24 protein-coding genes, 1 pseudogene and 1 riboswitch are annotated in these 23,200 nt (G+C 52.7%); of the genes and pseudogenes, 10 read left to right on the top strand and 15 right to left on the bottom strand.

All coding sequences use genetic code 11. The features are described from left to right. Window positions 1-31 precede the first annotated feature (31 nt). From VCU37_RS04205 to rplK, 13 genes are all read right to left on the bottom strand, one after another. Window positions 32-691, bottom strand: coding sequence for a BMC domain-containing protein (locus tag VCU37_RS04205; protein WP_336249361.1), 660 nt, complete (start codon window positions 689-691; stop codon window positions 32-34). After that, the gene (locus tag VCU37_RS04200) at window positions 688-1,101 is read right to left on the bottom strand and encodes a glycerol dehydratase reactivase beta/small subunit family protein (RefSeq protein ID WP_336249360.1); all 414 of its coding nucleotides are present in this window, start codon (window positions 1,099-1,101) and stop codon (window positions 688-690) included. The genes VCU37_RS04205 and VCU37_RS04200 overlap by 4 nt, the downstream gene beginning before the upstream one ends. Continuing rightward, window positions 1,101-2,909 (bottom strand): diol dehydratase reactivase subunit alpha, encoded by a 1,809-nt coding sequence (locus VCU37_RS04195; protein WP_336249359.1) that lies wholly within the window; start codon window positions 2,907-2,909, stop codon window positions 1,101-1,103. The genes VCU37_RS04200 and VCU37_RS04195 overlap by 1 nt, the downstream gene beginning before the upstream one ends. Before the next feature lie 2 nt (window positions 2,910-2,911). After that, window positions 2,912-3,499, bottom strand: a complete 588-nt coding sequence (locus tag VCU37_RS04190; RefSeq protein WP_336249358.1) for a diol dehydratase small subunit — start codon at window positions 3,497-3,499, stop codon at window positions 2,912-2,914. Beyond that, a complete protein-coding gene (locus VCU37_RS04185; protein ID WP_336249357.1) occupies window positions 3,496-4,305 on the bottom strand; it encodes a propanediol/glycerol family dehydratase medium subunit in 810 nt (269 codons plus the stop codon). Before VCU37_RS04185 ends, VCU37_RS04190 begins: the two co-directional genes overlap by 4 nt. 8 nt (window positions 4,306-4,313) lie before the next feature. Beyond that, window positions 4,314-5,978 (bottom strand): propanediol/glycerol family dehydratase large subunit, encoded by a 1,665-nt coding sequence (locus VCU37_RS04180; RefSeq protein WP_336249356.1) that lies wholly within the window; start codon window positions 5,976-5,978, stop codon window positions 4,314-4,316. Window positions 5,979-5,986: 8 nt separating this feature from the next. After that, window positions 5,987-6,793: a propanediol utilization microcompartment protein PduB gene (gene pduB / locus VCU37_RS04175; protein ID WP_336249355.1), complete on the bottom strand. Its 807-nt coding sequence runs from the start codon at window positions 6,791-6,793 to the stop codon at window positions 5,987-5,989. A 35-nt stretch (window positions 6,794-6,828) separates the two neighbouring features. Beyond that, entirely contained in the window at window positions 6,829-7,107 is a 279-nt protein-coding gene (gene pduA / locus VCU37_RS04170; protein WP_336249354.1) for a propanediol utilization microcompartment protein PduA, read from the bottom strand. A gap of 54 nt (window positions 7,108-7,161) precedes the next feature. Further along, the gene (locus VCU37_RS04165) at window positions 7,162-8,274 is read right to left on the bottom strand and encodes an iron-containing alcohol dehydrogenase family protein (RefSeq protein ID WP_336249353.1); all 1,113 of its coding nucleotides are present in this window, start codon (window positions 8,272-8,274) and stop codon (window positions 7,162-7,164) included. Beyond that, window positions 8,274-8,717 (bottom strand): EutP/PduV family microcompartment system protein, encoded by a 444-nt coding sequence (locus tag VCU37_RS04160; protein ID WP_336249352.1) that lies wholly within the window; start codon window positions 8,715-8,717, stop codon window positions 8,274-8,276. The genes VCU37_RS04165 and VCU37_RS04160 overlap by 1 nt, the downstream gene beginning before the upstream one ends. 8 nt (window positions 8,718-8,725) lie before the next feature. Further along, window positions 8,726-9,073 carry a BMC domain-containing protein gene (locus VCU37_RS04155; RefSeq protein WP_336249351.1) on the bottom strand — a complete coding sequence of 116 codons (348 nt, stop codon included), beginning with the start codon at window positions 9,071-9,073 and terminating at the stop codon, window positions 8,726-8,728. 146 nt (window positions 9,074-9,219) lie between these two features. Continuing rightward, window positions 9,220-9,960, bottom strand: a complete 741-nt coding sequence (rplA, locus tag VCU37_RS04150; RefSeq protein ID WP_336249350.1) for a 50S ribosomal protein L1 — start codon at window positions 9,958-9,960, stop codon at window positions 9,220-9,222. A gap of 57 nt (window positions 9,961-10,017) precedes the next feature. Next, window positions 10,018-10,443: a 50S ribosomal protein L11 gene (gene rplK / locus VCU37_RS04145; RefSeq protein ID WP_336249349.1), complete on the bottom strand. Its 426-nt coding sequence runs from the start codon at window positions 10,441-10,443 to the stop codon at window positions 10,018-10,020. A gap of 219 nt (window positions 10,444-10,662) precedes the next feature. After that, window positions 10,663-10,832: riboswitch (cobalamin riboswitch) on the top strand. A 44-nt stretch (window positions 10,833-10,876) separates the two neighbouring features. On the opposite strand from rplK, the gene VCU37_RS04140 reads away from it, so the two are divergent. The 10 genes from VCU37_RS04140 to VCU37_RS04095 all read left to right on the top strand — a co-directional run bounded on the left by VCU37_RS04140 (window position 10,877) and on the right by VCU37_RS04095 (window position 20,693). Next, entirely contained in the window at window positions 10,877-11,920 is a 1,044-nt protein-coding gene (locus VCU37_RS04140) for an ABC transporter substrate-binding protein (protein WP_336249348.1), read from the top strand. 6 nt (window positions 11,921-11,926) lie between these two features. Then, window positions 11,927-12,958, top strand: coding sequence for a FecCD family ABC transporter permease (locus VCU37_RS04135; RefSeq protein WP_336249347.1), 1,032 nt, complete (start codon window positions 11,927-11,929; stop codon window positions 12,956-12,958). A 49-nt stretch (window positions 12,959-13,007) separates the two neighbouring features. Beyond that, window positions 13,008-14,030 (top strand): ABC transporter substrate-binding protein, encoded by a 1,023-nt coding sequence (locus tag VCU37_RS04130; RefSeq protein WP_336249346.1) that lies wholly within the window; start codon window positions 13,008-13,010, stop codon window positions 14,028-14,030. A 16-nt stretch (window positions 14,031-14,046) separates the two neighbouring features. Then, window positions 14,047-15,126 carry an ABC transporter substrate-binding protein gene (locus VCU37_RS04125; RefSeq protein WP_336249345.1) on the top strand — a complete coding sequence of 360 codons (1,080 nt, stop codon included), beginning with the start codon at window positions 14,047-14,049 and terminating at the stop codon, window positions 15,124-15,126. Window positions 15,127-15,157: 31 nt separating this feature from the next. Then, entirely contained in the window at window positions 15,158-16,255 is a 1,098-nt protein-coding gene (locus VCU37_RS04120; RefSeq protein WP_336249344.1) for an ABC transporter substrate-binding protein, read from the top strand. Window positions 16,256-16,290: 35 nt separating this feature from the next. After that, window positions 16,291-17,364, top strand: coding sequence for an ABC transporter substrate-binding protein (locus VCU37_RS04115; RefSeq protein WP_336249343.1), 1,074 nt, complete (start codon window positions 16,291-16,293; stop codon window positions 17,362-17,364). 38 nt (window positions 17,365-17,402) lie between these two features. After that, on the top strand, window positions 17,403-18,485 hold the full coding sequence (locus VCU37_RS04110) for an ABC transporter substrate-binding protein (protein ID WP_336249342.1): 1,083 nt from the start codon (window positions 17,403-17,405) through the stop codon (window positions 18,483-18,485). Window positions 18,486-18,489: 4 nt separating this feature from the next. Further along, entirely contained in the window at window positions 18,490-19,257 is a 768-nt protein-coding gene (locus tag VCU37_RS04105; protein ID WP_336249341.1) for an ABC transporter ATP-binding protein, read from the top strand. After that, window positions 19,254-20,018: a class I SAM-dependent methyltransferase gene (locus VCU37_RS04100; RefSeq protein ID WP_336249340.1), complete on the top strand. Its 765-nt coding sequence runs from the start codon at window positions 19,254-19,256 to the stop codon at window positions 20,016-20,018. Before VCU37_RS04105 ends, VCU37_RS04100 begins: the two co-directional genes overlap by 4 nt. A 108-nt stretch (window positions 20,019-20,126) precedes the next feature. Next, the gene (locus tag VCU37_RS04095) at window positions 20,127-20,693 is read left to right on the top strand and encodes an exonuclease domain-containing protein (RefSeq protein ID WP_336249339.1); all 567 of its coding nucleotides are present in this window, start codon (window positions 20,127-20,129) and stop codon (window positions 20,691-20,693) included. Window positions 20,694-20,702: 9 nt separating this feature from the next. On the opposite strand, the gene VCU37_RS04090 is transcribed toward VCU37_RS04095, so the two are convergent. Then, complete coding sequence (locus VCU37_RS04090; RefSeq protein ID WP_336249338.1) at window positions 20,703-21,977, bottom strand: cell wall-binding repeat-containing protein; 1,275 nt, start codon at window positions 21,975-21,977, stop codon at window positions 20,703-20,705. A 223-nt stretch (window positions 21,978-22,200) separates the two neighbouring features. Continuing rightward, window positions 22,201-23,200: pseudogene (locus tag VCU37_RS04085) on the bottom strand (hypothetical protein); the annotation flags it as partial.

The raw sequence follows: 23,200 nt of genomic DNA, 5'->3' as shown, positions 1-23,200 counted from the left end.
TGGATTAGTGTTGAATTGTAAGAGGTCTGAACTAGCGTGAACCTGGCTTTTTACGTGCAATTGGTTTGCGTGCCGCAGGTTTCTTCGCTGCTGGTTTGGCCGGTGTTTTTGCCGGACTTGCTTTTGCATCACTCGCTTTTGTCGGCGTTGCCTTGGTGGACTCAGCCTTAGTAGGTTCAGGTTTGGATTCAGTCTTGGCAGGCGCTGAAGGAGATGATTCGACCTTTTGACTTGTTGTAGGTGTTGCCGTCTTGGTCGCAGCCTTAGTCGGCTCACTCGCTGCCGGTTCACTCTTCTTTTCGGCGGGGGCTTGTGCCTTTGCTGGAGCTTTGGCGGGGGTCTTCGCAGGAGCCTTTTCAGGCGCCTTCGTCTTTGAAGTCGATGTCTTTTTCGGCGCCGGCTTCTCATAGCCAACTGTGGCTTTGGAGAACACCATTGGTTCCACACCCGTTGAGGGCCTTGGAATCGTGACATGGGCGACCACACGGGTGACGTGCGGAACCGCTGCTTGTGCGGCAGCCATAGCTGCATTTACCGCACCCACGTCCCCGGTGATCTTGACCGAAACCATCCCCAGACCTCGGCTCAATTCGTAGCCGATCAGTTCGACATTGGCGCTTTTAACGGCGACATCTGCTGCTTCAACCGCAGCGGTAAGGCCTGTCGTTTCAATGATGCCTAATGCGTTCATACCTTGTTCTCCAGCGCGGTCTGAGCAGACCGCAGTAAATCGTGGATGGAAATAAAATGTTTCATAACTAAGGGGGTGCGTTTAACAAGTCGAGCCGCATTCGCGCCAATGGCACGATCAGCTTCTGGATCCACCCCAAAGCCTGTGATCAAATAGGGCCGGTTCTGGGGAAGTCGACGGGTCGTAATAATCGCCATATGGCCACTAATCCCAACCCCAATATCAAGCTGTGCTTGCGTGGCCGCCTGATGGGCAATTGCAAACGTGTCCTGACTGTCTATGCGTCCAAGTGTGATTGGTACACCTTCTTCTTCTGCACCGTAGAGCACAGGGTTCAAAGCGTCCTCAGTGATACCGTGTTGAACGAGTAGCGCAATTGACGGGCGTTCGGTAGGAATCCGACGATCCATTACACCGTCCCTCCGGTGAGCGCCAATCCGGTTGCCACCGCATTGCGTGGGCCAAGGTGGCCACGAATATTAGCCTGACCCGCCACAACACGGAAATCTGCGAGTGCCCTTGTAACAAGTTGGGGCACTTCAAAGTCGAGGGCACTGCCACCCACTAAGACCACAAAGTCAATATCCCGCACATTCTTGGTTGGGCTTACCTGAGCGAGAGCTCGCAATGCGTTCGTAACAAATACCCGCTCTTTAGCAGTCACACGGATACGACGGATGTGTTCAACAGGAGCATTGAGCGGTAACGCCACTGGTCCTTCAGGTTTGAGTACCACAACCCTTGCAAAAAGCTGTGGTGACAGTGGTTCGTCAAAGAACTGCACAGTACCGTCTTCATGGCGAATACTGAATAACGTTTCAACCTTGGCAAGTGGATAGCGCTTGATGTCTTCGGCGACTTCAAGGTCATCTATGCCAAGCTCAGACCCGATCAACAGCGTGACCATGTTGCCCGCACCAGCAAGGTGGATAGAGGTTTGAGACCCATCGGCACGACGCACAGATGCATCGGTGGAACCAGCACCCATATCCAAAATAGCGATAGGTGGTGCGGTTCCCGGTGTAGTTAATGCACCGGTTATCGCCATGTCTGCTTCGACCCCACCAACTTCTACCTTGCAATTGACCTGTTTGGCTAAGTCTTGGGCGATTTGTTGCATCTGAAGCCGATCGGCTTTCACCATAGCAGCCAACCCAACCGCAGCTTCCATCGCCGTTTCTTCTGCGATACCACCTACCACTTTGACTGGAACACTTGTGTCTACCGCCAAGATGTCAGTGATTTGAATTTGCTGGCTCGGTTGGTTCGTCAGGTTCCCCATGGTGACGCGGATATTTTCCATCATCCCGCCCACATTGGTACCGGCTTCACCAGTCACATCACTAAGCGTCCCAACACGTGCTGCCGTTTCCATGATCGCTTCAGCGCCACGGTCCACATCCACACTGACTGATTGGACTTGTCCAACAAATGTCAGTTGACCGGCTGGGATACGACGCTCTTGAACATCACCGGCAGGCGTTTTGATCACTACCGCTGACCGATTACCCACAAGTGAGCGAGCGATGGGCACCACCATCTTGGTGTCATCAGGGCTTAGCCCAAACAAGGTAGCGATACCAAAGGGGTTAGCCAATGTTTCAATAACACCGCCTTGGCGGGCAACCTCGATGGCACTCGTCATCCCCAAAGGCACATGGTCAATGAGGAGAACCTCATCAACAATAGGTACCTTCTTGTTCAGACGGTTATGGACCAAGACTCCGTCATCACGTTGAAGGACAACCCCTCGCACATCAGCGTGGGTGGCCCCATTAATCGTGGCAGCAATATCGTCAAATGAGTACGCCTTTGACGCAACAACAACCCATGGTCCGGCCCCTTGAGCATGGGGCAGGTCGGCCAAGGCAATGGTCGTGCCCACACCGATACCTTCCCCACCAGGGGTTGACGGGTTGTGCCCAATCATCGTGGACTCAGTGATAATGGTTTCGGTGATGGTCTCCATAGCCACATCACCAATCACTGGGGCTGCTTCATTGATGCGGATGAGATCGACATCGCCAAGGGTAAGCCCAGCTTGGGTTAACCCCTCGGTCAATGATTGGACCACCCCGGCAAGATTGGCTGGTGTTCCTTTCATGCCGCTGGTTGGCACCAGGCCGGACCCTAGAAAATCGGGTGCCACCCCTGGTGCCACTCGCGCAATAGCCACCTCTGTGGTGGCATTGCCGATATCAACCCCAGCAATAATCACATTCAGTCCTTGCGCAACCGGTCACGCTGTTCGTACACGTCAGCAGCTTCACGAACCCAGGCGGCATTTACCGCTGCTGAGTATTTGTTGTCCAGCTCATCAGCGATGTCCAACAGCTCTTGTTTGGTGGATCGATACGGCCGCAAGGCGTTGTATATCTCCAGTAATCGCGCATCGGGAATGGCAATCAACTCGGCTGCACGGCGTAAGTTACGGGCAAAGGCAGTGCGCCCCACACTTTCTGCAACCTGTGCTTGCATCTCCAATGTTTCTGGACTGATACGAAAGTCCTCAGTATTCAAGGTGCCATCAATAACTGCCTGATAATTGAAATCAGCCAGTGACTTACCCGATGCACTCTTGATCCGTTCAGGCACTTTCTCACTGAGTGGATACTGCGCGCTCGTCATCACCGTACCCTGTGACTCACTGGAAGCAGCGGGCGCAGGGGTTGGCGTGGCGGCTGGTTTCTCAGATACCGGGGCATTCGCCGACGGCGCTGGTGCCTTGTTAAACGACACTGTGCTATCAGCACCCAAGTTGGCTGTAATCTCAGCCATAATCTGTTGGACAAGTTCCTCTTGGTTCATCGTCCAATCCCTTCAATACGCAGTTCTTGTGCACGCCTATTCAGGTCGCACAACTGGGTCTCCTTGATGTGGAGCAAGGCGGCCTTGGCTTGGTACTTGGGACGAGCCATCTGGTCATTTCGCACAGGTACCGGGCCTGGACTCTCACCTTTCGCGTACTTTGCGGCGTTCTTGCCGATAGCACGGAACGTATCGAGGTCCACCAGGGGTGCCTGTGAAAACAGTTCCAGGTTTGACAAGGGCGGTAAATCAGCCTGGTGAATAACTGCAGTACCTTTGGACTGCACACCCACACCGATTCCAGAACCACTCAGTTTGGCGGCTTCGTGTGCAACGAACCCCACATCTGAGGTTCGGTACATGCGCACAAACCGATAGGACAGTCCCTCTTCTTCGATACCGGCGCAAATTTCACGCAACACATCGCGGTGAGGGATCTGAATAATCGTCTCCGTTTGCGCGCTACCAAAAGCTGGCGCCAATCCGATAACCACTTCCTTAGGGTTGGTGCCGCGTTCAGCATCACCCAGTTCAGTAATGGCTAAGGGTTCGGGGGCGACATGCTCACCTGGGGCGCTTGTTGGTGTTGGTACCGGTTCAACAGGTGTCGGCTCTGGTGCAACTGCTGTTGCAGCTGGCTCCGAAGCCGCCACAGGCGTTTTTGGTTCCGGTGCTGCAGGTACAGCCGTCGCAACTGGTGCGGTGCTTTCAGACTCGCGAGTTTGGCTACCTAGTTCTCCCGCAGCTGCCAGCTCGGCCACAACCTCTTTGACAATACGCAGGAGTTCATGTCGATCAATACTCATCATGCCTCCTAAATGCTGTCCGGGCTAATGGCCTGACGGATGGTCTTGATTTCATCCCACCGTTCATCACTGATCTGGTAACCCGTTTTTGGTCCGCCATAATCATTTGGTTGGTTAACCGCACTGATGACCTTGAAGTCCTTGGTCAGAACTGCGCTGGTGTGCAAGTAGTCACCAGCGACACGCTGTTTGAGGACATTCATCAGCCGTTCAGCAATCTCACTGAAACCCGCGCGATCAAGGGCACGAACCATATCCACACCGGTGATACCGCGGCTAATCAGCTCATCTGCAGCTTTCAAGTCATCAACAACATTGCGTTTCGGCATATCCTTGGACCCGTGGGCATACGTTGCTGCTTCTACCTCTTCGTCCGTAATCTCAGGCAACCCCAATTCACGGAATAGGCCTTGAATAACGCGAGCAGCTAAATTGCGCACCGCCACCGTTTCATCTTCGTTGGCTGGAGAGAGGCCAGCATCAACCTTTAAGTCGCGCTGGATGATATTCCAGTCATCAAAGTCCTCTGCATCCCAGTTGGAGCCGGCAAACATGTTGTCGTAGTTCGGAACGGCAGAATAACCAGAACAGATGAAGTCGGTGCCAGGCACAAACTGCATCAACGAACGGGCAACACGGCGCAAATCCGAGTGGGTGAATGTCTGGTCGTTTGAGGAGGCGCACTCTAAGTCGAGGGCCATCCCGATCAGGTTTTCACCCAAAATGGCACGAACACCTGATGGCACCGCCGTTGGTACACCAACGCACGACACAGATCCGTTTTGGGTGCCTTGAGAACCCGCTGCCTTGGTGACGTACAAGCAACGCGCTTCGAGATACAACATGGACTTACCTTCAGCGGCACCCATCTGTACTTCTGAACCCGTCCCCGAGGTAAAGCGCATCTTTAGCCCGCGGCTTGCGTAGCAGCTTGCCAAAAACCCCTTTGACCACGGCGTGTCATCACCGTCCATGAATACCGCTTCGGTTCCATAGACGGACACCGTTTCGGCGTAGCACGTATAGCCACGCATCCCGAGGTCTAATTCGGTTGCTTCTTCAACCGCACATTGGGTCAGCACACCCGGCCGCCCGCACTGGGCACCGATCAGCAGACTCATGGCGTTAAAGGGGGCGTAACGCACCACACCGACCGTTGTTTCTTGCTCAACGAATCCGCGCAGGGCAGCTTCGGCCGCATCGGCCGCAATCTGGACTGGATTGTCAGCCAGGTTTGTCACGTGGCACTGATTGAACGGCTGTTTGCGCGCCCGCATTTTTGAGACCGCCATCATCATTTCCAACACCGTCAACTGGCTCACCACTTCGGTCAGCTTGGCTGGGGTCATGCTGGTGGTTAATGACACGATCTCATCACGAGGCACGTTGATATCAACCATCATTCGTGCGAGTTCTACAGAATCCATCTTGGCGACCTCTTCAGCCCGCTCAAGGTTGATGCCGTAGTTTGCAATAAAGGTGTCGATCATGTCGAAGTCAGCACGCTGCTTCGAGTCCATTTCAACGATGACACCGTTTTCAATCCGGATACTGGGCACCGGATCACCAGGATTTTCCATGGCGATCAGCCCAACTTCCGGCCATTCAGTTACGAAGCCGTCTTGGTTAACCGGGCGGTTAGCAAGGGCTTCGAATCGTTTAGACCTTGCCATCACGCCCCCTAGATATACGGTGTAGCCAATGATTCAGGTTTAGCGCCAAGAGCACCAAGTAAATCAAGCCCGATTTCTCGTGCTGCAGTAACCGCTTGACGGACCGCACCCGAGTCACCGCTGAGGAATGAAATGACCTCATTAGTGAAACTTGTGCCCTCCCCAGGGCTGGCATATCCCACGACATCAACCATCGCCGCCTTGACTGCGGTATCAGCCATGACCACACCAATTGCAGCCGGGGCGCCAACGGTAATCCCAAAGGCTTTACCAACTGGGGCACCAAATGCCTTTTCAAGGGCACCTGAGGCGCGTGCGGTGTACTGGAATTCGAGGTGACCAGCATCGTTGGCATATACATCACCAAAGGTGCGGGTAACTTCTTCCAGCGTTACTTCTACTGCACGACGGGCGTCGGACACATCTTCGGCACCAAAGACGATCAATGAACCGTGCCCTGCACCACCCTTGGTATCGCGGGGAAGTTCAATCGTAACCACTTCGGTGTTGGTTGCCTTCACTGCTTCATCAGCCGCAAAGATTTGTGGGCCAGCTCCCGTGCGAGAGCCGATGATACCGATTGAACGGTATGGCTTATCCATCTTCATGTGCTTGTGCAGCTTGGCATCAACGTTGGCGATAACAAGGCCAACGGTGTCACCGAGTGGGTTCGTCCCGACAAACTCAGTGTGCGCAGGGCGCACCGATTCGCTTACCGCAGGTGTAGGAGCTGGGGCTGAGGCTGGAGCGCCGGATGAACTCACTCGCTTCATCACCTCGCCCATTACCTTATTAATGAGTTCCTCATTTGCCATGAGCTCTCCTTAACGTGTTGAACCTAGAGAGCGTATTAAGCGTCCAGGGTGGGGAGGATCTTCTCAACGTCAGTGTGTGGACGCGGGATGACGTGGACAGCAACAACTTCGCCCACATTACCTGCAGCCACGGCGCCGGCGTCAGTAGCAGCCTTTACAGCCCCAACGTCGCCACGGACCATGACGGTAACCAAACCGGACCCAATCTGACGCTGGCCAATCAGTTGCACGTTTGCAGACTTGACCATCGCATCAGCGGCTTCGATGTTGGCAACGAGGCCCTTGGTTTCAACCATGCCTAATGCTTCTTGCATTTATCTTTCCTCTCAATAATCCAGACGAGCTGGGGTGTTGGGTTTTTGGAACGGTTACCAGGCATCACGGATAATTCCGCTCAAATCTGCTTGGGTGACCGGTTTTGGGTTTGTAGTTGTACAAGGATCGACGATGGCATGGGATGCCAGGTCATCGAACAATGCTGGGCTGGGTGCCTCGCTCGCACCAAGTCCTGTCAGCGTATCGGCAATACCGAGTGTTTGACGAATCTCAACGATACGATTAATAACCGCATTCGCGGATTCAACGGGGGTCTGCTTAGCAATGCCGATGTGATCGGCTACTGCGGCGAGGCGTTGAACCACCCGGAGTTCTTCTGGGGTACTGGGATTAGGAAGCCCAGCGTTAAACGCTAAAACGCGCGGCAACAAGACGGAGTTAATCCGTCCGTGCACAAGGTGAAGTCGTGCCCCGGTCGCATGTGCCATGGAGTGCACGATACCGAGGCCAGCTTCTGAAAACGCAAATCCAGCCATCGTTGAGGCATAAAGCTGTATTTCACGGCTTTCCTGATTGCCTTGATAACTGGGTACAAGATGAGTGAACAGGAGTTCTATTGCATGCATCGCCCACATATCAGAGAAAATCTGGGCATCGGTAGACGTATACGCCTCAAAACAATGCGTCAATGCGTCCATACCGGTTTCAGCCGCAATATGAGCGGGTAGCGTCGCCACCGCCTCGGGTGTCAAAATCGCAATCTCTGGCAATACATCATCGGTAACCAGCGCGTTTTTGGTCCCATTTTGGTCGGTGATAATCGTGAATGGCGTGACCTCGGAACCAGACCCACAGGTTGTGGGAATGACGATAAAGGTGGGGCTATGGCCGTTATGGTTTATCGCTAATAAGCCGCCCTTAGCTGCATCGATTGGGGATCCACCACCAATGGCAATAACGACTTCAGGTCTTACCTGATTCGACATTCTTACAATTTCGGCGACGGTTTCAGTTGTTGGGTCAGGGATGACTCCATCAAAAATATGCACGTGCTGGCCCAAGCGCGCTTTAGCGTTTGCGACCAAATCCGTGGTAGCCAGGAATGCGTCGGTGATGATAAGCACTCGTTGACCGGAAAATTGCGTAAGGGTGTCCATTGCGTCTTCGCCCATGTGCACCGCAGTGGGATGATAGCTGACTGCCATTAGCTGGTGCCCCCTTCCTTATTGATCAACTGTGAAAGCTCTTCGATTCCTTCTCCCGTCATTGCAGAAACGACAAGTACGGGATGTGCACCCGTTTGTTCAAGAAGCGAAATGGATCGCTCAATTTCGTCTTCAGTGGCCATATCCTTTTTCGTCACTACCCCGATAACGGGTTTCATGAAGAACGATGAGAACCCTGGTGGTATACGGCATTCCAACGCGGTAGCGGCCAACAGGAATAAGATGACGTCTGCTTCAGCACTGGTCAGCTGCAAGGCTTGCTTATGGAATGGCCCATCAAGGTATTCACCCGGCGTGTCAAAAACATCACCTTCACGGTAGGTTGCCTGTGTTTTGACATACTCAATATCACGGTCCGTTAACCGTTGGGTGAGGGTCGTCTTCCCTACACCGACAGAACCGACCATTAAGACTGCTGCCATGACGCCTCCTATGACCGTGTTATTGGTGCGGGTGTAAATCGAAGTAATCCCACCAAGGTGTCAAGCACAGCACGTAGCCCCGCTTCTACGTCAGCCAAATTGCCAACGATTAAAAGGGAACCACTAAAGCGGTCAACGAACCCAAGCTGGACTTCGCTGGCTTTTGTTGCAGCATCTGCTGCAATAATTGACGCTTCACTTGGGGTGATGGTCAAAATCGCAATCGCCCCATTCAGATCTCTCCCGAGACCGAGTTTTGCAAACAACTGCGGATCAGGATTAGCCACGATGTGGGCAAGTGTTACCTGTTTGCCAGGAACAAACTCCTGAATAACCCGTTGCTTACTTTCTTCCATTGAAACGCCTTCTCCTCAGCTCAACGTCCAAATGGTGGACCTTCGTAACGTAGTACTTTTGCTGATAGGAGTCCAATTGCCTTCCAAACGTGCAAATGCGGACCACAAGGGTCCGCATTGGTGCATTTATTACTTACGAAAAACGACTATTCAGACGTGTTTCCGCTTGTATCCAAGATGTCGTCCTCAGAGTAGGAGTCACGTTCCACGTAAGCCACACGAATAGACGGGCCCATCGCAGTACTCATGGCGATGTTTTTGAAGTAACGACCTTTAGCGCTTGAGGGCTTCAACCGTGCAATCTCTTCGATAAGGGCGTTGTAGTTTGCCCACAGATCCTGGGCGGAGAAGGATGCTTTCCCGATAATCGTGTGCACATTGGCCTGGCGATCAACACGGAAGTCCACCTTCCCGCCTTTGGCATCAGAAACCGCCTTAGCTACATCCATCGTGACGGTGCCGGTCTTGGGGTTAGGCATCAACCCACGCGGGCCGAGGACCTTACCGTAACGACCGAGCTTGCCCATCTGGTCTGGTGTTGCGATGAGCACGTCAAAGTCAAGCTCACCGGATTCAATCTTGTCGGTGATTTCATCAACACCAACAACATCGGCGCCAGCCTCAGTAGCTTCGGTGGCCTTGGGGCCTTCAGCAAATACCGCAACACGGTTAGTTTTACCCGTGCCAGCCGGCAAAATAACTGATCCACGAACCATCTGATCAGCTTTACGTGGGTCAACACCCAGGCGGATTGCTACCTCGACCGTCGGGTCGAAGGAAACCGTCACCGTTTCCTTTGCTAGGCGCACCGCATTTGACGGGCTAACCAACACGTTGCGATCAACCTTCTTGGCTGCTTCTAAATATTTCTTACCTCGTTTAGGCATATGATCTCCTTGTGGTGCATTCAGGCGGGTCTCAGCCGCCCTCCCACATCGCAGTTATTAGTCGACGACAACCAGGCCCATTGAGCGGGCGGTGCCTTCAATAATCTTGGTGGCCGCATCTAGGTCGTTGGCATTCAAGTCAGGCATTTTTGTTTCTGCAATGCCACGCACAAGCTCACGCTTGATTTCACCAACTTTGTTGCGGTTTGGTTCACCCGAGCCCTTTGCAATCTTGGCTGCCTTGATAAGTAATTGCGCAGCCGGAGGGGTCTTGGTGATGAAGTCAAAGGAACGGTCTTCATAAACCGTAATAACAACGGGAATCGTGTCCCCAGCCATTGGCTGAGTCTTCTCGTTGAACGCTTTGCAGAACTCCATGATGTTCACGCCGTACTGACCCAAGGATGAACCTACGGGCGGGGCAGGGGTTGCCTGACCGGCGGGAATCTGGAGTTTGATATAGCCATTTACTTTTTTGGCCACGGGGTACTCCTCTAATGAATCGTGTGACGACCAGCCAAGTGGCTGGGGGCGAACTGGACATACCAGCCCACCACGAATCCACCTCGTTTGAGGCGGACCGACCATTGTGCATCTCGAATTAAGGAATTGCAGGAAATACCTACGATTCAAGCCCTCTATCTGCTTAAGACCTGGGCAAATGCAGGCCAAAGGCATTTGCAGAACCGCAGGGGTATCGGGTATCGTACGTCTATCCGGTCGCATTCCAATGCAAGGGAATCAGGTGAAAATCCTGAACTGACGCGCAGCGGTAACACGGACGGAACGACACAAGCCACTGTCATCTGATGGGAAGGCGTCGGTTCCGGTTGATGTGAAGTCCGAAGACCTACCGGGAAACAACTTCGAGCCTCGCGTAACGGCTCTCGTGAAGAAGATAAGGATTTTCTTATACATGAACCGTTCTGCTGTTCTTTTGTCATTGTTTGCTGCCCTTGCATTGTCTGCGTGCACAACCCCATCCCCTGTGGATCAGAGTGCATCGCCATCAAGCACAGGGGAGCCAACAAGTGCATCAGCTTCAACAAGTGAAGCCTCAAGTGACGCAACCACCGCAAGTGCGACTGGCAAGGTGATGAGTTGCACTGATGAACTGACCTTTGACACCCCGCCCAAGCGGGTGGTGATGGTCGGCGACGATCCGGCGGCCTATCTCCTGGGTCTCGGCGTTGTGGATTCTGTCATTGGGCGAGGTGAGGATATTCCACCAGGTGTGTACAACGCCGAGGACGAAAAGGCGTTGAACGCCATCCCTCAGCTTGAACACACGGTACCTGAAGGTGGCGGCGCAACCGTTTCAACGGAAGTACTGCTAGATCAGAACCCCGATCTGGTTATCTCCTATGACACGGGTGCTGACCGGGCTGCTTTACGCAGTGCCGGTGTGCCTATGTACACCTCCGATCAGTTCTGCCCGGATTATAAACCCGTACCTGCATCCTTTGACCTTGTGGCTAAGGAATATGAAAAGTATGGGAAGATCTTCGGGAAAGAAGATGAAGCCAAACAGAAGATTGATGAGTTCCAGTCAAAGGTGGATGCCATTAAGGCCGCAGCCCCGGCTGATTTAGGGTCAGCGATGGCCTTATACGTCACTGCGGGTGACCCGGTGTTTTACACCTACGGAAATGGCTCGATGATTCACCCGATCATGGAAACGGTTGGGTTGCAGAACGTCTATGCGAACGACCCGAATCGTCTGATTGGGGAAATCGCCGTTGAGAAGATTCTTGAGGAAAACCCTGACCACATCATTTTGTTGCATGACGATAATGATGAGCAGGCCGTACTTGACACCTTCTTAAAGAGCCCAGGAGCTTCTGATCTTAAAGCGGTGAAGGAAAACAAGGTTTATCCCTTGCCATTTGTCTTTACCGATCCACCATCACCAACCTCGGTGATTGGTGTTGAAAAGCTCAGCGAGCAAATAAAGAAGTAGCGAGTCGTGCGCGTACCGTCGATTAGCAAATTCTGGTACATCATCGCCCTTGTGGTGGTGCTGATCATCAGTCTTGTCTCAGCATTCGGGGTAGGGCCAGCAGCCGTTCACCCCTTGGTGGTGCTTGACATTATCAGCAACCACACCATTGGCACTGAGCAGGTGTATGACTGGCCGAATTTGACTGCAGCAATTATCTGGGAAACCAGGGTGCCGCGAGTCATAACCGGCCTCTTCACCGGAGCAGTGTTAGCCGTGAGTGGTGCTGTTTTGCAAGTCGTCGTACGCAACCCGCTTGCAGACCCCTACACATTGGGGCTTAGCTCGGGGGCGTCAACAGGGGCCGCCTTTGTTGTGTTGGTGTTGGGCACAACATGGTTGGGCGTCATGACGCTCCCGGTCTTTGCCTTTTTCGGCGCATTGGTGGCAACCCTTGCCACCTTGTTATTCGCGGGGCGCCGACCCTCACCCGCCAAGCTCATCCTCTCAGGGTTGGCCGTGGGGTATGGGTTTACCGCGATAACAAACATGCTGGTATTCAGTGCCGACAACCCTGAAACTGCACGTTCTGTGTTGTTTTGGATGCTTGGCTCTCTCGCTCGAGCCAGTTGGCAAGATGCCATGATTTGCGCACTAGCGGCACTCTTTGTGTGTCTGGTAGTTGCGTATTTCGGGCCAGCGCTTGACGCGCTTGGTGGCGGTGATGAGGCAGCCCAGGCGGTGGGCATTAACCCTAATGCTGTCCGCATTGGGCTCCTCATTGTGGTTTCGATCGGCGTTGGGATTGTGGTTAGCGCCTCAGGTGGGATCGGGTTTGTTGGCCTGGTTGTCCCCCACTTGGTGCGCGGTCTCCTTGGCCGCGCCCAACGCATGGTCACCCTCGGGTGTGTCCTATTGGGCTCTGCCTTCCTTGTGGCGGCTGACTCCATTGCCCGGGTTGCCTTATCACCAGTTGAACTTCCAATCGGCGTAATCACAGGCTCCGTAGGTGCCCCATTCCTACTGATGCTGTTGCATAAAAGTAAGACCCCGTTGTAAGCCAAACAACCAGTACAGCCAAGTTTTAGAGACGGAGGAAAGGAACGTGTTGGCTCGCTATTCACTTGTAGCATTCACCCTCATTGGGTGCGTCAGCCTCTCCGCGTGTAGCACGACGCAACCGGCTTCTGTTTCCTCTTCAACCGCTACACCCGCTCCAGGGACCTCCGGTTCACCAGCAGTAGCCAATGAACCGGCCATCAAGGTGATGAGTTGTACACAGACGTTGACCTTTGACCGTGCACCTGAACGTGTTGTATTGCTCGGTGACGACTCAATCCCGTTTATGAATGAGATGGGCTTGCTTGACAAGGTTGTTGCCTTAGGGGAACCGATTCCCGAAGGGATCTACAGCGATGAGCTCATGGCCAAGCTCTCGTCTATTCCTCTGCTTGATCATGTAGAGAACGCTACGGGTGGCAGCCAGGTATCCACCGAAACCTTACTGGCGGCCAATCCAGATTTAGTTGTTGGATACGACTCAGGGGCTGACCGAGCGGCATTAACTCAAGCTGGTGTGCCGTTCTACTCACCCGATGCCTGGTGCCCGGACGTTAAGACCAGCCACGCGATTTTCCATGATATTAACGATGAGGTGCGCAAGTACGCCGCAATATTTGATGTCGCTGATGAGGGCGAAGCATTGATCAAGCGAATGAATGCGCGTGTAGCTGAGATCAAGTCAATGAATGCAACACCTCGCGGAACCGGGATGGCGTTATATGCCTCACAAGGCAAAACGACGTATACGGCCTATGGCAACGGCTCTATGGTTCAGCCGATGTTTGAAGCGGTTGGCCTTGAAAATGTGTATGCCAATCGCGATGAACGGATTATCCGTGATACGGCCATTGAAGCCATTTTGACTGAAAACCCAGGCACGGTGGTGTTGCTCTACCAACGTGATGACCCGGAAGCACTGAAACAAGCGTTTGTCGCCTTACCGGGAGCTCAAGATTTAGATGCAGTGAAGAACAACAAGGTGTACGCCCTGCCTTTTGTGTACACCGACCCACCCACACCGAACACGATTGAGGGTGTCGAAAAACTGAATGAACTGCTTGGTTCGTAACCGAAGGTCGAGTGTGATGAACGTAACTTTTGTAAAAAATAGCCTCATGGCCGCATTGTGTGCGGGGGCGCTTGCCGCATGCACGGCACCGGCACCACAACCGGTTCAGTCCAGCGCCCCTACGGCTGAGTCCTCTGCCGAAACGACAACACCGGCGGCAACGGAATCATCAACCTCTGCAGCAGGAGGTGGGGACGCGGGACTCACTCCTGAAACGGGCCCATACACCGTGATGAGCTGTACGGAGGAGTTGACCTTTGAAAAGGCACCTGAGCGCATTGTGCTGCTCTATGACATTGGGGTTCCGTTCCTTTCCGAACTAGGAAAGATGGATCGCGTCGTGGCGATGAGCCAAGCAGCCACACCAGGTATCTATGACGATGAGGTGTATGCCCAGCTTGAGCGCATTCCGCTCCTCGAAGGCACGAAAACTGAGGGCGGTGGGGTCAATGTCTCACTGGAAAAGATTTTAGAAGTGCACCCCGACCTGGTTATTGGAACCACGAATGCCGCTGATAGTGAGGCATTAAAGAAGTCAGGCATCAATATGTATGTGCCCGACCAGTACTGCAGTGAACTTGAACGAAAGCCTGCTTCCTTTGAGGATGCGAAGAAGGAATCGCTTAAATTCGCCAAAATTATGAATGATCCTGAGGCTGGCAAGCAGCTTGTTGACCGACTGGATCAGAAAATTAAAGCTGTGCGCGAAAAAGCTCCCGATGAACGCGTTAGTGCCGCAGGTATCTATATCGATGAAGGCACCGAAGAGTTCTGGGGCTATGGCAACGCATCAATGGTGCAACCCATCTTTGATGCCGTCGGATTCGACAATGTGTACGGCGATAATCCCGAGCGCCTCATTGAAGGTATGTCGATGGAAACGGTGTTGGAAAAGAACCCGAACACCATCGTGCTGTTCTTCATCCTCGGTACCCCTGAAACAGTGAAGCAGACTTTTGCTAGCTTGCCTGGGGCAGATCAACTTGATGCGGTGAAAAACGATCGCGTCTTCGCGATGCCGTTCCGCTTGACTGACCCGCCTTCACCAGTATCGGTGCGCGGTGTTGAAAAACTCAGCGAACTGCTCGGTTCTTGAGTTCTAACCCTTGATTAAGAGCGAGAAACGTATGAAACATTCCATTCTTATCAAAGCCCTTACTGCTGCGTTGTGTTTAGGCACCTTGGCGGCATGTACTGCACCAACTCCAAATGGCAGCGACACTCCGTCTGCCACAACAGCGCCTACAAGCGAACCAGCGGCAAGTGAATCCACTGATGCTGCCTCTGATACCGAGAGCACCAGTGCAGCGGACGGCACGAATATTGTCTTGAGTTGCACACAAGAATTGAATATTGATAAGGCGCCAGCACGGGTTATCACGATGGGTGATGATGCGATGTCATTCCTCTGGGAGATGGGCCTTCAAGACACCGTTGTAGGGATGGGTAAACCATTACCCAAGGATGTGTACGGCCCAGAGGTGTTAGAAGCCTTGAAGGATGTACCCATCATTGAGGGCAGCAAAACCGAAGGTGGTGGGGCACTTTTGTCTACAGAGTCGCTCCTTGCGCTCACCCCGGACATTGTGATTGGTTTCGATAGCGGTGCTGATCGTGAAGCCCTCACGAAGGCGGGTGTTTGGTTCTACTCCCCCGATGCCTGGTGCCCTGAACGCAAAGTCAAAATTGGCTCTGACGAAACCACCACAGACGCCATTCCTGCCAGCTTTGATCTCGTGAAATCCGAGGCTCGTAAATACGGAGAAATCTTCCATCAGGAAGACAAGGCCGAGGCACTCGTTAAGAAACTAGACGGCCAAATTGAAGCAGTGAAGAAGGCCGCAACCGAAGACAAAGGCACCGCCATGGCGCTGTACCTTGATGAAGGTAACGACAAGTTCTTTGGTTATGGCGCTGGCAGTATGATCCAACCCCAGTTTGACGCGGTAGGCCTCAAGAATGTGTATGCCGATGTCAAGGACCGCTTAATTGAAGGCATGTCGATGGAAGAAGTGCTGAAGCACAATCCCCAAACGATTGTCATTTTCTATCAACATGGCACCCCCGAAGGCATTATCAACACCTTTAAAGGGATTGCAGGTGCCGACCAACTTGACGCGGTAAAGAACAACAGGATCCTCACCTTGCAAAACCGTTTTGCAGATCCACCTTCTCCGAACTCCATTCGCGGGGTCGAGAAGATCAGCGAATTTATTAACCAATAAACACGTATTACTGATTGCGTGTTGAAGGGACAGATATGTCTGGAAAGTTAGTCTCATTCGCAGCCGCCACGATGTGTGCACTCGCATTGAGTGCATGCACCGCTCCTGCCCCGACTGAGGTAGGAGGGTCATCCGAGGCAGCTGTTAGCAATACGCCGTCAGAAACGACCGCTACCCAAGCAACCTCAGAACCAGCCAAGGTCGCAAAGGATGAACCAACGAAGGTTATGAGTTGCGATCAGGAGCTTACCTTTGAAAAAGCTCCCGAACGCATCGTTACCTTGGCTGATGACTCTATTTCATTCTTGTGGGAATTGGGGTTACACGACAAGGTTGTCGGTATGGGCAAAGCACCCAACCCTGAGGTATATAAGCCCGATGTGTTAGAAGCACTTAATCAAGTACCCATCATTGAAGGTAGTAAGACGGAAGGTGGAGGAGCAGTGCTCTCTACCGAGTCCATTCTCGCCCTTGACCCCGACCTTGTGATTGGGTATGACAGTGGTGCAGACCGCGAAGGGCTTAACAAAGCTGGTGTGCCCTTTTATTCACCAGAAGCATGGTGCATCACCAAAGGCTCCAATATTCCAGATGATGTTGAGCCAGCCAGTTTTGATTTAGTTGAACGTGAGGTACTCAGCTACGGCAAAATCTTCCACATCGAAGATAAAGCCACAGAATTGGTAAAGAACCTGGACAATCAGATTGAAGCCATTAAGTCGCAATCACCGGATAGCCGAGGAACTGCGATGGCCGTCTACATTAACGAAGGTTCAGACAAGTTCTTTGCCTACGGTAAAACCAGCATGGTTCAGCCCCTCTTTGAAGCTGTTGGGTTGACGAACGTCTACGGCGATCGCAAGGAACGGCGGATCGATGGGATGTCCATGGAAGAAATCCTGAAACGCAACCCAGACAATATTGTGTTGCTGTTTAATTCAGGAACTGGTGAAGGGTCTAAAGAAACCTTTAAGAGCATTGTGGGCGCATCCAACCTTGATGCGGTGAAAAACAACAAGCTATACGCAATGCCATTCCGGTTTGTTGATCCACCTTCACCGAATACGGTTAATGGCCTTGAACGACTCAATGAGTTGTTTGGGCAATAACCACAGGACAGATCTTTAACCAACACTGAAAGGACATTGTGTCTTATAAATTAGTATCAATCCTCGCTGCTGTCGTCGGTACGGCTGGCCTTGCGGCCTGTTCTGCCCCTGCGCCCACACCTGTGGACGATGCCTCAGCGAGTGCAAGTACCACTGCCGAAGCTAGCAGCGCAGCAAACGGCAGTGAATCATCCGAACATGGCGAAGCTACGGTTGCGAATAATGAACCACGCAAGGTCATGAGTTGCACTCAAGAATTGACGGTAGAAAAGTCGCCACAGCGAGTGATCACCATGGGTGATGACGCAATGGCCTTCCTGTGGGAAATGGGTATCCATGACCGTGTGGTTGGTATGGGTAAAGCGCTGGCCACCGAGGTGTATGAACCTGAGGTTCTCGAGGCCTTAAAGGATGTGCCCATCATTGAAGGTCAGAAGAACCCCGGCGGTGGGTCCACATTGTCAACCGAATCGATTTTGGCCTTAAACCCTGATTTGGTTATCGGCTACGACACCGGTGCGGACCGTGAAGCCCTTACCAAAGCCGGTGTGCTGTTCTACTCCCCTGATGCCTGGTGCCCTGATGAAACAGGATCAGATGCGGTTGAGTTACCTACCGCCAACTTTGACCTGGTGAAAACCGAGGCTCGCAAATACGGCAAGCTCTTCATGATGGAAGATAAGGCCGAAGAAATCATCGCCCAGTTGGACGGCAAAATTGAAGAGGTCAAGAAGGCTTCTCCACAAGACCGTGGCACAGGTATGGCCATCTACATTGACGAGGGTGACGAACAGTTCTGGGCCTATGGCAAAGCCAGCATGGTTCAACCACAGTTTGAGGCCGTTGGGCTTAAGAATGTCTACGCCGACCGTAAGGAACGCCTGATTGAAGGCATGTCCATGGAATCGGTTCTTGACCAGAACCCTGAAACCATCGTGTTGCTCTATGGCTCTGGTACCGCTGAAGGCGCCAAAAACACCTTTATGGGTATCAATGGGGCGTCCAACTTGGATGCGGTGAAGAACAACAAATTGTTCACCATGCCCTTCCGCTTCACTGATCCTCCTTCACCAAACTCCATTCGCGGTGTTGAGAAATTAGCCGAAACGTTAGGTCAATAACACAATGATTACTGCTGACAACCTCATCATTTCACGTGGTGGCCGTGTGGTCGTTGACCACGTGGACTTCACGACTGAAGGTTCAACCATGATCGGGGTTGTCGGCCCGAACGGTGCCGGGAAGTCATCCCTCCTTGCAGCACTCTACGGCGTGCTTAAACGTGATAGTGGCAAGATTGTGGTTGACGAACGTGAACTGCGTGAGCTTTCACATAAAGAGATTGCACGGCGGATGGCGGTTGTATCACAGCGGCCTCGAGATCCGTTGGCCTTGACGGTACGTGACAGTGTGCAGTTAGGGCGTCTCGCGCATCGTTCGATGTTGTCCTATGGCAATGCCGAGGACAAGGTCTTGACCCAACAGGCGCTCGAGATGGTTGAACTTGACCACTTGGCTGACCGGCTCACCAGTGAGTTATCCGGCGGTGAACAACAGCGAGTGATGATCGCCCGAGCCATCGTGCAACAGGCTGATCACATGCTGTTGGACGAACCCACCAACCACCTTGATATTCACCACAGTTATGCATTGATGGATCTTGTAACGCAACTGGAATGTGTTTCTGTTGTCGTCCTTCACGACTTGAATCTGGCTGCACGCTATTGCGATTCCATTGTGCTGTTGGATCAAGGGGCGGTTGTCGCTTCAGGCCCAGCATTTGATGTCTTGTCACCAGAGATTATTTCATCGATTTACAAGGTTGACGTTGAGCGCATTGTGCACGAGGACAATTTTCACTTGGTGTATTCACCAAAGAAAGGTACGGAATGAGCATTTTCCATGAACTGTTGGAACGATGGAATATCCAACAACGCATTTTCATGGAGCATCGTGAACATCGTGTCCACGTCATGGCTAGCGTGATTAATGAGCTTGACCCTGTAGACGGTCGCCCTATCAGGGTGCTTGACTTGGGCTGTGGGCCAGGCTCCGTCTCGCACACCATTCTCGAACAGGTCCCCAATTGCCAGATTGTTGGTGTTGATAGAGACCCCGTGCTGTTGCGCATCGCAGCCGAAACAAATCCCGATCCGTCACGATTCCATATCGTTGATGCCAACCTGAGTGAAGCCGGTTGGCTCGACAAACTCCCCTTTGATGAATTTGATGCGATGGTGTCTGCCACTGCGTTGCACTGGCTATCTCCCGCCGCACTCGTGTCGGTATATGCCGAAGCGGCAAAGCTTATCCGTCCCGGAGGGGTACTCCTCAACGCTGATCACTTGTATTACAGTACCGAACAGAAGCCGGTATTGGGAAGCATTGCCGAACGCTTGCGTGATCGGTACATGGACATTGCCATATCAGAAGGCGCCCAAACATGGGAAGCCTGGTGGGATGAAGCCTTAGCTGTTCCAGAGATGGCCGTGGAAGCCGAGCTTCACCGTGAGCGTTGGGCTGAACGCCATGCCGCAGCCTATGTCACAAGAACATTTCACCTCGAAGCAATGCGCGCCGCTGGGTGCAGCGAAGCCGATGTGATTTGGAGAGAGTTTGACGACATCGTTCTTTGTGGAGTTCTCTCTACATAGTCGTCAATACCGATGTTGGGCGTACCTTTCTTCTCCTCTCGCTCAGGTACGCCCAACATTTCTCCGCTGCACCACGGCATAAGCTAGTCCGTAGTGCAGGAGGTAAAGATGGAATCATTCGTTGCCCTTGATTTCGAAACGGCTAACCGTGTCCGCGCATCTGCTTGTGCGATAGGGCTCGTACGGTTTGACCACAACGGTGAAGTAGAAGATTCGTTGTACACCTTGCTTAAACCCCATCCTGATTACGCTGTCTTTGAGTATGGGAATATGCAGGTGCATGGTATTTTGCCCGAACAGGTTGAACATGCCCCAACGTGGGAAGACATCTTTCCTGCGGTTGCAGATTTCATCGGCGATATCCCCGTTGTGGCACACAATATGGCTTTTGATGGGTATATCCTCTCCGATTTAGCCGCACTCTATGACCACGATCCAATCATGAACCGGCGCTATTGCACCCTACGCCTTGCTCGCAAACTCCTTGATCATGCCATGCGTAAAAACCTTGCTCAGGTATTCAACTATTACTATCCTGACCGGGCGTTCACCCATCACCATGCCGGCGAGGATGCGTTAGCGGCCGGAATGATTTTTTCACGTATGCAGGCGGAGCATTCTATTGAGGTACTTGCCAAACTCTGCCCACCTACAGGCAAGCACATTCATTCCTAGCTGGTGAAACTACTGAGATAGGTATTCCACAAAATGGTTCTTGACACCATCACTTATCGAACGCTTACCACCAACAAAATGGATCATCCGTTCTTTTGCCCCAAGTGTTTTAATTAAGCCCACGTACCGATCAACCAGATGCATATCTCGATATAAGGGCAGAATTGGTGCATTGTATTGGGCGGCCATCTGTCCTGCGGCAATACCATCAACAGGGCTATCCGCATCGACAACCACAATGTCTGTCGCATCTCTAAACGCCGTTGTCAACACCCGTTCGGCAATCGTCTGCTGGCCTGGTCCAGGTTGCAACAGGTCTGCGCTTGGTGCGCAGGTACTTTCTGGATAGCTGACCTGTTGTTCGATTGCGGGAGCGATATCAGCATGCACAAAGTGGCTTGAGCGGTTAGCAAGTGCCGTACTCAAACCATCCCCAATTACCCATAATTCGTAAGGGTTACGTTCATGGAGCCATCCGTAGACAGGGTTACTCCCACTTCCGGTAGGACTCATCACATGCGTAGCATTACGTGATACTGCGAGTGCACCAGCTACAAGGCTGACGGCATAATCATCTGCCGGTGAGATGATGTAGGTTCGGTTTCGGGCATTCTTGGAGTAGTGGTCTGCCAGACTCATCGATGTGGTGACACGGTCTGGTCCGGCTATCCGCTCAACCGTGTAGCCAAACCCTTGGACTTGAGCGATGAGGGAATCTGATATCACTGTGGGGCCACCTATGACCGTTACGGTTGCGTCATTGGTGGCGATGCGTCGCAGTTCAGCCTCAATCTCAGGGGTTAGCCCCTCACTAGGGGTCAGCAGAATTGGTGTTGCATCACCTGGTTTTGATGTATTCAGCGCGGCAATGGCATCGGGGTAGTTCATTGCCGAAACTAAGACAACATGATCCTCAGATCTGGCTTTGTACAGGGTTTTACTAACGGAAATAGCCGTGGCAAAGCGATCTTTTCCAGAAACCCGCTCAAATTCAATCTCAGGTGCCAAGCATCGTGGTGACTGATCTTCTTCCTCAGCACTCGCAGTGGGCGTTGCCTTCGTTGGATGGGGTGACGTTCGGGCAGACTCAGGAGAGGCCATCGATTCATTGGTGATCGTTTGGTTTGAGTCAGCTGGTATCTGGTCGTACGCTCCAAGCGACGGCGTTGCTCCTTCGGGTGGCTGATTAGGTAGTTCCTGTGGGTCAGGGAATAAGAAATGGGCGACAAGACCGAGTGCAACAGCACCGAATGCCGCCAACGCAGCTTTAGGCGGATATTCCATCAAAGCCCTTTCTGGCGTAGCCCCAATAATGAGGTACGTGACCTATCGTTCACCAGAGTTAGAGATTCATCTCATTTTTATTTCTCTACGTGACTATACGTTGGCCTGCCTTCCAAACCAACTGCCGACCATTTATTCGATAGCAAAACGAAACAAACCGCCCCCGAAGAGGCGGTTTGTTGATGTATGGCCATAATCATCCTTGATTGGCCACCACCCTTGGTTAGCGGATACGTACCTCGAAGTCCGCTTGCGACCTCAAGTTGCCGTCACTGACTTCAATCGTGAGACGATAGGTCCCGCGACGCACTTGGCGTGAGGGGCTCAGGACTAGGTTCTGGCCATCCATACGCATCCAACGCTCACCACCGCGAATAATGCGGAAGGTCAGGTTGTCATTGTCAGGGTCGCTCGCTTCTAAGCGGTAGGTGTAGGGGTACCCGCGGTACATCGTGATATAGGCACCACGAATAGACGGTGCGGCATTGACCGGGTTGCCAACGATGTTGACCTCTGCGTTCGTTTCAGCACCCTTGAGGTTGTGCTCGTCAACGGCCCAGATGCGGAGGTTGTATCGACCAGGGCGCACGCCTGGATCAATGGTAATTTCCCAGGTGGAACCAGTTACAAACCGAAGGTGGAAGCCTTCAATTGGGTACCACCAGACGCGATAGTTATCACCGTCAGGGTCATTAACTGTGAAGTTAATCTTGTTGGTCCGACGGTTATCGTAGGTCCCACCCTTAATGTTGACGCGAGGAGCATGGTTTACTCCTGGTTCCACTGGCGGTTGGGGTTCAGAATCACTGACCACTCGAACAGTAATCGTGTGCTTCGGGCCTTCGTTACCGTTTACGTCTACAGCACTGATGGCAAATTTGTAGGTGCCAGCTGCTGTACCACGAGCAACGACAACCTGCCAGTTGTCATCACGAACGTGACGAACCGAGAATCCCGCGATCTGTGTGTAGATCACTCGACGAATGCCATCATCCTCTGGATCATCCGTTTCAAATGGAATCGTATTCTCTTGGCGGTTATTGATGGTGATATCACTCACCGCTTCAATAATCGGTCCACGATTTGGCTGTGGGTTTGTAGTTGGGGTTGGGGTCGGCGTCGGGGTAGGCGTCGGGGCTGGGGTATTACCAGCCACAATCACAAACGTCGGCTTCACATGCGGACCCTCAACACCCTTCGTATCAGTCGCCCATAAATCAAGC

Origin of the sequence: Stomatohabitans albus (assembly GCF_036336025.1) — a bacterium.
Taxonomy (GTDB): domain Bacteria; phylum Actinomycetota; class Nitriliruptoria; order Euzebyales; family Euzebyaceae; genus Stomatohabitans; species Stomatohabitans albus.
Note: the sequence above shows the minus strand (reverse complement) of the source record. Positions and strands in the feature narration are given on the sequence as shown.